At 64.4% G+C, this 6,991-nt stretch carries 8 protein-coding genes; 6 read left to right on the top strand and 2 right to left on the bottom strand.

Annotation, left to right across the window (positions count from 1 at the left end):
• Both ACCC94_RS26260 and ACCC94_RS26255 read right to left on the bottom strand, forming a co-directional pair.
• The coding region (locus ACCC94_RS26260; protein ID WP_413352539.1) for a cold shock domain-containing protein at positions 1 to 230 on the bottom strand (230 nt) is incomplete at its 3' end.
• A gap of 11 nt (positions 231 to 241) precedes the next feature.
• Entirely contained in the window at positions 242 to 1,072 is an 831-nt protein-coding gene (locus ACCC94_RS26255; RefSeq protein WP_413352538.1) for an undecaprenyl-diphosphate phosphatase, read from the bottom strand.
• 625 nt (positions 1,073 to 1,697) lie between these two features.
• Here ACCC94_RS26255 and ACCC94_RS26250 point away from each other — a divergent pair.
• The 6 genes from ACCC94_RS26250 (at position 1,698) to ACCC94_RS26225 (ending at position 6,659) form a co-directional block, all read left to right on the top strand.
• Positions 1,698 to 2,150, top strand: a complete 453-nt coding sequence (locus ACCC94_RS26250; RefSeq protein ID WP_413352537.1) for a hypothetical protein — start codon at positions 1,698 to 1,700, stop codon at positions 2,148 to 2,150.
• A gap of 1 nt (position 2,151) precedes the next feature.
• The gene (locus tag ACCC94_RS26245; RefSeq protein ID WP_413352536.1) at positions 2,152 to 2,730 is read left to right on the top strand and encodes an adhesin; all 579 of its coding nucleotides are present in this window, start codon (positions 2,152 to 2,154) and stop codon (positions 2,728 to 2,730) included.
• 53 nt (positions 2,731 to 2,783) lie between these two features.
• Complete coding sequence (locus ACCC94_RS26240; RefSeq protein WP_413352535.1) at positions 2,784 to 3,788, top strand: heme utilization protein; 1,005 nt, start codon at positions 2,784 to 2,786, stop codon at positions 3,786 to 3,788.
• 75 nt (positions 3,789 to 3,863) lie between these two features.
• Entirely contained in the window at positions 3,864 to 4,544 is a 681-nt protein-coding gene (locus tag ACCC94_RS26235; protein WP_413352534.1) for a C39 family peptidase, read from the top strand.
• 47 nt (positions 4,545 to 4,591) lie between these two features.
• Positions 4,592 to 5,329: a hypothetical protein gene (locus ACCC94_RS26230; protein WP_413352533.1), complete on the top strand. Its 738-nt coding sequence runs from the start codon at positions 4,592 to 4,594 to the stop codon at positions 5,327 to 5,329.
• Positions 5,330 to 5,384: 55 nt separating this feature from the next.
• Positions 5,385 to 6,659, top strand: a complete 1,275-nt coding sequence (locus tag ACCC94_RS26225; RefSeq protein ID WP_413352532.1) for a hypothetical protein — start codon at positions 5,385 to 5,387, stop codon at positions 6,657 to 6,659.
• Positions 6,660 to 6,991 lie beyond the last annotated feature (332 nt).

Here is a 6,991-nt window from a genome sequence, read left to right as displayed (position 1 = left end):
GCCGGGGTATCGATGGCCAGCCCGGCGAGGCGGGCGTGGTCGGCGCGCGGGCGGCCGTCCTTGCCCGTGCCTTCGACATAGCAGACCTGGTCGCCCGCTTCCGGGCGGCGGTCGCCGCGGAAGTCGGAAATGTGCAGGAAGACTTCCTTGCCGCCGGCCTGGGGACGGATGAAGCCGAAGCCCTTGTCATCGTCCCAGCGGCTGATGGTGCCGTTCTTTTCCACGTTCACTCGCTATCGGATCAGGGTTTGACGCTGCTCCAGTCGATCAGGGCGAACTGCCAGGTCGCCAGGATCAGCAGGCCGAACACGATACGGTACCAGGCGAAGGCCGCATAGCTGTGGTTGGCGATGAACTTCAGGAGTCCGCGCACGGCGATCATCGCGAAGATGAACGAGGTGACGAAGCCGATGGCGAAGACCGGCAGGTCCGCCGGCTGGAAGATGTCCCGGTACTTGTAGGCCGAGTAGACCGCGGCACCGACCATGGTCGGCATGGCGAGGAAGAAGGAGAACTCGGTGGCCGCCTTGCGCGACAGGCCGAACAGCAGGCCGCCGATGATGGTGGCGCCCGAGCGCGAGGTGCCCGGGATCAGCGCCAGGCACTGGCAGCAACCGACCTTCAGGGCCTGCTTCCAGGTCATGTCGTCGACGGTTTCGGAGCGGATCTGATGCTGGCGCTTTTCCGCCCAGAGCATGATCACGCCGCCCACCACCAAGGCGACGGCCACGGTGATCGGGTTGAACAGGTAATGGTGGATGTAGTCGGCAAAGGCCACGCCCAGCACCACGGCCGGGAAGAAGGCAATCAGCAGGTTGACCGTGAAGCGCTGCGCCTTGGGCTGGGTTGGCAGGCCGCAGACGATATCGAGGATCTTGCGGCGGAATTCCCAGACCACCGCCAGGATGGCCGCCAGCTGGATGATGATGTTGAAGGCTTCGGCGCGCTCGCCGCCAAAACCGATGAGATCCGCCACGATGATCTGGTGGCCGGTACTGGAGATCGGCAGGAACTCGGTAAGCCCCTCGACCACGCCAAGAATGAAGGCCTGGAAGGCGCTCCACAGATCCATACTACTTCCCCCGCGAGGCACGCTGGCTCGCACGTTTCTAATGGTTTTATCCCGCTGCCTGCTCCTGGCGCACAAGCGCCGCAGCGGCGTCGCATGCTAATGTATTGCCTGCGGATCGCTACGAAATTCACAAAAATTTCTCGTAGATAGCGCCTGCAGCGGAGACGTTGGCACTTCGGCGAAAAATGTACGGTTGCAGTCGCCAGGCAGATGCAGACAACCGTGGATCCAACCGGTTCGCGCCATCATGCAAAATGCCTAATTCATTGAAAAGACAGCAGTACTGAAGTACCAGAAAGACTACAAATCAGCCTTTTGTGTTAGCCCGGCGAAACACCCGATCGCCCGCAAACGCAGCGCCCAGCGGCTCGGGGCTTTCAGTCCGGAGTTGTGTATCAGCGACGCAACGAAATCCACCTCGTAACCGCTCCGCCCCCCGCGCCAAGGCCCCCGCCACGGTTCCGCCCGCCGCTTTTGTAACGGCTGCGAGACAACGTGCGCCGTGATGGCTCACATGGCGTTACGCCATGTCATTGATTCTCAATAGCTGATTAAAAGCGGCACGGCCCCTGCTCCACCCAGGAACCGCTGGTTAGGGCTCAGCGCACCAAGAAGGATCGCCATCATGGGGAACACCGACTCACGGATAGCCATCATCCTCGTCACGCTCGCCTGCGGCGCGGCCAGCGTTGCGCTGTGTCCCGCCGTTCTTGCCGGCGACGGCACCATTGTCCTGCAACGCCAGGTGCAGCCGCGCGTCGCCACCCGGCCGACCGACATACCCGATCCGAACCCGATCACGGTCAACCCGAATATCTCCGAGCAGGTCGTGCGCCAGACCGGCAATGCCGAGCTGAGCGACAGCGACTTCGCTGGCGTCACCAGCGGCTCCAGCCTGCAGCGGCACATCCTGCCCGGCGGCCAGTTGGTGGGCATGGACAACGGCGCCAACCAGGCCCTGAGCGGCAACGGCCTGGGGACCGGTGCGGCAGGCGGCGGCGCGGGCATCTCCAACTCGGTGAACCGCACCGTCCAGCAAGGACTCTCGCCCCTGCGCATGCTGACCGGGGATCGCTGAGATGAACGCCCGCCTGCTCGCTCTCCCGCTCCTGTTCTGCAGCGTCACGGCCATCGCCGCCGACCCGGCGACGATCAACCACGCCAGCATCGACAGCGCAGTGCGCAATTACCGCGGCGTCGCCAGCGTCAACCAGGCCGCCGGTGACTCGCAGCAACAGGCCAATGGAAGGGCCATCGCCATCGGCAGCAATGCCCGGGCAACCACCCAGTTCCGCCAGGCGGTCAACGCCAGCGTCGACCTCAACCAGGCCGCATCCGCCGGCATCACCGGCAACGCCTTCAGCAACGGCAACGGCGCCCTGGGCGTGAACCAGGCCGCCGGGGCTGCCAACCAGCAAGTGAACGCCATGCGGATCAGCGTCAGCGCCGTCCCGCAGAGCGTCGATGACAGCGTGCTTTCCCAGCAGAACGTCGCGCTGCCAGTGAACTCAGGCCCGGTGGACGCCACCACGGGAAGCCGGCAGGTCGTTACCAGCGACCAGGCCTTTGCCGGCAGCCGTGGCGTCGTGCAGATGAGCCAGAGCGCCGGGGTCGGCAATCGCATTGCCAACACCCTGAGCATCCGGGTCGCGGACTGACCCACGCCAACTCCTAAAAACACTAAGCACGCCAACAAGCAAGGAGATACACCATGAAACCGACAATGGCCCTCAAGCCACTGGTTTTCGCCGTCGCAGCGGTCATGGCTGTAGCAGTGCACGCGGATAACCGTAACAACAACGGGCATGGTCACGGCCACGACAACGGCCACGGTCATGAACAACATCAACCCAAGCCTCCGTACGATCCCTACAAGGACCCGCGGATCGAGGCCGGCGCCAGCGCCGAAGTGGAGGACAGCCAGGTCAGCGAAGACAACATCGTGGTCAACCAGGGCACGAAGAACAACGCCACCATCGACGGATCGCTGGGGAGCGCGTCCGGCAACGTAGGCGCCAACGTGGCCGCAGGCGACCTGAACCAGCAGGCCAACGCAGCCGCCCTGGCTACCGCCGATGAGAAGTTCATCTTCGGCACCGCCTACGCGTCCACCAGCGTGACCCAGACCAATACCGCCAACCAGGCCTGGAACTACTCGACCACCAACAAGGCCACGCTGAACAACTCCGGCAACAACTCCTCCGGCAACATCGGCATCAACGTGACCGCCGGCAACTACAACCAACAGAAAAACGACATGGCCGCAGCCGTTTCCGGTGGCCGGACCGCCGAGTCCTACAGCGGCGCCGAACAGTCCTCTACCGGCAATACCGTGGCCAACGCAGGCCTGGCTACCTACGACAAGGAAACGCTGAAGAGCGAGTTCCGTGCCCATGGCACCTACAAGGGCGCCGGTGTGGGCGTAGTCGTGGACGACTCGGGTCATGGTGGTGGCAAGGACGACCGTCACGGCAACAGCAAGCCGGACCTCGACCCGCTGTTCTTCGTCGAGGCCGGCACCATCGACCTGCGTGGCCAGGCCACCTCCCAGACGCTGGTGCAAACCGGCTGGAAGGACCCGGTCAGGAACGACGCCAGCCTGACCAACTCGCTGAACAACGTGTCGGGCAACGTTGGGGCGAACGTCTCCGCCGGCATCGGCAACCAGCAGAGCAACTCGCTGTCCATCGCCGCAGGCTGCAAATCCTGCCTGTAAGCGAAACGGCGTAGCTCCCGGAGGCTCCGGCAACGGAGCCTCCTCCTCCACAAGCCGACCCCAGGCGTCACGATCATGCGTACGTCCGCCCTGCTGCTGCTCGCCTTTTTCTGCCTTCCGACGCAGGCCGCGCAACTCCCCTTCGCCATCCTTCCCGGCGGGTCGATGGCCTACAAGCACGTCGAGAGCATCCGCGAGCGCAAGTTCAGCAACCTGGTCCAGCAGAAGACCGACTTCAGCTGCGGCGCCGCCGCGCTGGCGACGATCCTCCGCCAGGCCTATGCGCTGGACGTGGACGAGGAATTCGTGATCAAGGGGATGCTGGTCCGCGCAGATCCGGACCTGGTGCGCACGCAAGGTTTTTCGATGCTCGACATGAAGACCTATCTCGAAGGCATCGGCATGCGCGCACGCGGGTACCGAATCCCGCCGGCGTCCCTGGAGAAGCTGACGATCCCGGTGATAGTGCTGATGGATATCCGTGGCTACAAACACTTCGTCGTGATGCAGCGTGCCTACAAGGGCTACGTGTATATCGGCGACCCGGTGCTGGGCCACAAGCGCTTCACCCAGGAAGATTTTCTCAAAGGCTGGAACGGCATCATCTTCGCCGTCATCGGTCCGGGCTACCAACAGGCCAATGCCCTGATGAGCCCACCCGACCCGCTGACGGCCAGGGATCGGATCAATGCGTTCAGCCCGGTCAAGGATGCAGAGCTCATGGAATTCGGCTTCATCCAGAGCGACTTCCTCTGACGACCGCACCAGAACGGAAGGCAGGAATCCTTCCGGGGAGAACCCTAATGAAAGCGATCCCGCTGCTTGCCGCCACCTGCCTGGCGGCCTGCCTGCCGGTCCAGGCGGAAAGCGTCTTCAGGCCCATCGAGCTGAAGGACCAGGAACTGGCCCAGCTTCGCGGCAGATACGTGATGCCCGGCCGGGTCATCAGCTTCGGCATCGTCATGAGCAGTACCTGGAAGAACGCCGTGGGCGACAACATCGGCGCCAGGGTCAGCATGCAGATCCAGGAGTCCACCATCAAACCGCAGTTCTACGTCAGCACCATCGACGAGAAAGGCAACGGGCCGGCGCCGGCTGCCGGCACCGGCAGCGTCACGGGCGGCGCCGGCCTCAACCAGACCCAGGGCGTGACCCAGAGCGTGCGGGCCGCCGGCGACTACAACAGCGCGGCGAACAACGTCAGCATCGACGTCAGGGAAGCCGACCACGCCCCCGCCGTGGCCCAGCAGGGAACGCCGCTGGGCAACTCGCCGGTCTCCGCCAGCAACGGCGCCGGCACCGTCAGCGTGACGCCGGGCAACGGCAGTATCCAGCTGGCGATCAACGCCAACGGCCAGGGCGCCGCCATGCAGCAGCTGGCCGCCGGTGGACTGCTCCAGGCCGCGCAGATGGTCGGCGGCCACAACGCAGTCAACAACCTCGCGCAACTGAACGTTGTACTGAAAAACAACCTGCCATCCACGGGAGCGCTGGACTGCAATCTCGATCAGCTCAAAGGGCTTCGCACCATGGGAATGTGAGATTACCCGCGAGTGCGACTGTGAGGTCCAACCTATAAGTCAAGGACAGCGCGCCATGCACCGATCGCTAACGCTAGGCACTGCAATCTGTGTATCCGCATTACTCCCCTCGACCTTCGCCGCCGCGGCGACGGAAGCCGAGGTGGAGGCATTGAAACAGGAATTGCTCGAACTCAAGCAACGCTACGAAGCGCAGCAGAAGGCGCTGATGGTGCTCGAACAACGGGTCAGGCAGGTCGAGGAGGCGCCGGCCGCGCCCGCCCAGCCCAGGCGCCTGGTGACCTCCACCGGCAAGCCGACGCCACCGGGAACCGGCAACACCGTGGCCTCCAGCGGCAGTTCCTACGGCGAGTCGCTCAAGGACGACGCCAGCCCGCCCAAGAGCGTGGAGAACCTCTACGACGAAGCCAGCGGCTTCTTCGGCAATGGCGCCTTCAGCTTCGAGACCGGCATCACCTACACCCACTACGACACCAAGCAGCTGATCCTCAACGGCTTCCTGGCGCTGGACACGATCTTCCTGGGCAATATCGGCGTGGACAACATCAATGCCGACAACTGGACCCTGGACCTCACCGGCCGCTACAACTGGAACAACCGCTGGCAGTTCGACATAAACGCCCCCGTGGTGTACCGCGAGAGCACCTTCGAATCGGCCGGCGCCGGCAACTCCACGGCGCAGTCCACCGACGAGAAGGTCACCCGCGACCCGACCCTGGGGGACGTCAACGTCGGCATCGCCTACAAGTTCATGGACGAAACCGAGTCGCGGCCCGACGCCGTGGTCAGCCTGCGGATCAAGGCCCCCACCGGCAAGGAGCCCTACGGCATCAAGCTCAAGCGCGCCTCGGACAATGACAACCTCAACGTGCCCGAGTCCCTGCCCACCGGCAACGGCGTCTGGTCGGTCACCCCCGGCATCTCGCTGGTCAAGACCGTGGACCCGGCGGTGCTGTTCGGCAGCTTCTCGTATACCTACAACATGGAGGAGTCCTTCGACGACATCAGCCCCACCCAGGGCGTGAAGCAGAAAGGCAAGGTCGACCTCGGCGACTGGTTCCAGATCGGTGCGGGCGTGGCGTTCGCCCTCAACGAGAAGACCAGCATGTCGTTCTCCTTCTCCGACCTGATCGCCCAGAAGAGCAAGATCAAGGCCGACGGCGGCGACTGGACCACCGTCACCGGCAGCGACGCCAATGCGGCGTACTTCAACTGGGGCCTGACCTACGCCTGGAGTCCCAACCTGACCATCGTGCCGAACCTGTCCATCGGCATCTCGCCGGATGCGCCGGATTTCAGCTTCAGCGTGAAATTCCCGTATTACTTCTGATGGCGCGGCTGTCCGCATACAAAGGCCCCGGTTCGGGGCCTTTGTCATTCTCGCGGACCAACGCTGCCCATCTGCCTGAACCCGGTAGGCGCCGAAACGAACCTGTAGGAGCACGATTCGCCGGCAAGGCCGGCGCCCGACTCGACTGCGGGGTCGCAGGTCTGCTGCTTCGGATTGGCAGGCTCTGCGCCGCTTCGGCGTGCGCTCGGAATTCCTGCAGGTCATAACGACACACAGGCGGGGCTCTTCGTAGGAGCGGGGGGGGGGGGCGGGCCCCCCCGCCCCCGGGGGGGGGGGGGGGGGGGGGGGGGGGGGCGGGGGGGGGGGGGGGG

The sequence above is a fragment of the Pseudomonas sp. Pseusp97 genome (assembly GCF_047304025.1).
Taxonomy (GTDB): Bacteria; Pseudomonadota; Gammaproteobacteria; order Pseudomonadales; family Pseudomonadaceae; genus Pseudomonas.
The sequence above is the reverse complement of the archived record's forward strand: the minus strand, read 5'-3'. Positions and strand labels throughout refer to the sequence as shown.

Bases quoted from the DNA above. Each gene is read 5' to 3' on its own strand.
- ACCC94_RS26225 (WP_413352532.1), top strand. From the start codon at position 5,385: ATGCACCGATCGCTAACGCTAGGCACTGCAATCTGTGTATCCGCATTA.
- ACCC94_RS26230 (WP_413352533.1), top strand. From the start codon at position 4,592: ATGAAAGCGATCCCGCTGCTTGCCGCCACCTGCCTGGCGGCCTGCCTG.
- ACCC94_RS26235 (WP_413352534.1), top strand. From the start codon at position 3,864: ATGCGTACGTCCGCCCTGCTGCTGCTCGCCTTTTTCTGCCTTCCGACG.
- ACCC94_RS26245 (WP_413352536.1), top strand. From the start codon at position 2,152: ATGAACGCCCGCCTGCTCGCTCTCCCGCTCCTGTTCTGCAGCGTCACG.
- ACCC94_RS26250 (WP_413352537.1), top strand. From the start codon at position 1,698: ATGGGGAACACCGACTCACGGATAGCCATCATCCTCGTCACGCTCGCC.
- ACCC94_RS26255 (WP_413352538.1), bottom strand. From the start codon at position 1,072: ATGGATCTGTGGAGCGCCTTCCAGGCCTTCATTCTTGGCGTGGTCGAG.
- ACCC94_RS26240 (WP_413352535.1), top strand. From the start codon at position 2,784: ATGAAACCGACAATGGCCCTCAAGCCACTGGTTTTCGCCGTCGCAGCG.